The following is a 2,012-nucleotide window of genomic DNA, read 5'->3' on the forward strand; positions in this document are numbered from 1 at the left end:
CACCCACACAGCCCACCTCGCGCAATCAACAGATGGTGAGCCGCCCGTGATCGGGAAAGCGGGTGCTGCCGCACTCGGGGCGCTCCTGCTCATCCCGTTGTTGATCGCCGCCGGGGTGTCGGGCGTGGCCTCGGGCCTCCTTGGCAAGGGCACCACCAGGATGGCCTGCACCATTGGTGACGACGGGTCCTCGGCGGCAGTGGTCGGGTACGGGGCCGATCAGCTCGCCAACGCCGCGATCATCGCCGTGGTCGGAAAGCAGATGAACATCCCTGTTCAGGGTCAAGTCGTGGCGCTCGCCGCCGCGATCCAGGAATCCCGGTTGACTAACCTCGACCACGGTGACCGCGACAGCCTCGGCCTGTTCCAGCAGCGACCCTCCCAAGGCTGGGGCACCCCAGGCCAGATCATGAATCCCGCCCACGCCGCCACCCAGTTCTACCAGCACCTGCTCGCAGTGGCTGGCTGGCTGCAGTTGAGCATCAACGACGCCGCCCAGGCCGTGCAACGCTCCGGCACCCCGCAGGCCTACGCCCAGCACGAGCAGACGGCGTACGAGGTGCTCGCTGCCGTCACCGGCGCCAGCTGTGCGACCGCGACGAGTGGGGTAGTCGGCAACGGGGACTGTGGCGCCATCCAAGCCACCAACGAGGTCACCCTCGTTGCCCTCAATTATGTGTGTGGGCAGCGGGGGCTTCCCTATGTGTGGGGAGGAAACGGGCCACAAGACGGCGGATTCGACTGCTCCGGCCTGACCCTGGCCGCCTACGGCGCGGCCGGAATCACCTTACCCCGCACCGCCGACGCGCAATACAGGGCCGGACCGCGCGTGCCGGACGGACAGCCACTGCTGCCCGGAGACCTCGTCTTCTACGGCACCACCACGCACATCCACCACGTCGGCCTCTACCTCGGCGGAGGCCTGATGATCGACGCACCAGATGTCGGCCAGAGTGTGAAGATCGAACCGCACCGGCATAAAGGAGACGACTACGCCGGAGCCACACGGCCCGCTGGTTCGGTTGTGGGGTAACGGTTTTCACGTGGCCCACACTCGTGCCCACTATGGCGGCCAGAGTGCGCACGTCGGCCGGGATCGTGGGTGGCTAACTTTCTCCCGGGCGACCGGGCGTTGTCGTGCAGCACCAGCACCTTCCGCAGCGCCCGGCGTGAACGCTGCGGAAGGTGCGCGGCCTACTGGCCGCGCCGTTCCCGAAGTTCGTTGCGCAGGTCTGCCAGCGTGCGTCCGTCGGGCATCCGCCGGAAGGCGCCCCAGCCGTTCTGGCGGTTGCTGCCGAGGGCGGTGATGGCAGCGGACGGGCTGGCATATGCCCGGCCATCGGTGAGTACGAGCGCGCCGTCGGACCGAACGCGCGCGGTACAGCGCAGGCCCAGTAGCGGGCGTTCCCAGATCAGTTCCTCGCCTTCGGTGACCAATCCCGCGCCCAGCAACTCGGCAACGCCGCAGACTGCACGTGTGGTGCCTGGCGAACCGGCGACTTGCGTGGCGTCGCCTTTGAGACCCATCAGGGCGGCGGCGGTGGGGGCCAGGATGCGCGGCCAGTTGTCGTCCAGCCCTTGCCAGAGGCCGACTCGTTGCCAGCGGCCCTGATGGGCCAGCAGCAGCTCCACATCGGCGAGTCGCTCGCTTGCCAGCGGGTCTGCCGGTGCGGTGAGGCGCACGACGAGGTCGCCGTCATGGGAGTTGTTGGCCGGTGGCTTGCCTACCATCCAGCATCCGGCGAAGAGCGCGACCTCGCCCGCGCGTTCGTGATCGGCGTCGGTGATGACGTCCACTGCGGAGACCAGCATTGCCCAGGCATCGGCGGGGCAGCGCATCGGCGGGACGTCGAACTCGGGGACGAGGATCATCGTGCCCGGGGGAAGTCCTTCCCATTCTCGGATCGTCTCCTGATACCGCAACTGCGAGCCTCGCTCCGGCACGCCGCCGAAATGCGGTAGCGAGCCTCGGTGGGGGGTGTCGGTGACAGGGGTGCGGGCCGGTTGCGGGG

2 protein-coding genes are annotated in these 2,012 nt (G+C 68.4%); one reads left to right on the forward strand and one right to left on the reverse strand.

Annotated features, from left to right (window positions below):
- The first annotated feature begins 46 nt into the window (after positions 1 to 46).
- Positions 47 to 1,033: a C40 family peptidase gene (locus tag FNH05_RS36685; RefSeq protein WP_425458531.1), complete on the forward strand. Its 987-nt coding sequence runs from the start codon at positions 47 to 49 to the stop codon at positions 1,031 to 1,033.
- 161 nt (positions 1,034 to 1,194) lie between these two features.
- On the opposite strand, the gene FNH05_RS36690 is transcribed toward FNH05_RS36685, so the two are convergent.
- The coding region (locus FNH05_RS36690) for a restriction system modified-DNA reader domain-containing protein (protein ID WP_186382926.1) at positions 1,195 to 2,012 on the reverse strand (818 nt) is incomplete at its 5' end.

Source organism: Amycolatopsis rhizosphaerae (genome assembly GCF_007713715.1).
Classification (GTDB): Bacteria; Actinomycetota; Actinomycetes; order Mycobacteriales; family Pseudonocardiaceae; genus Amycolatopsis_E; species Amycolatopsis_E rhizosphaerae.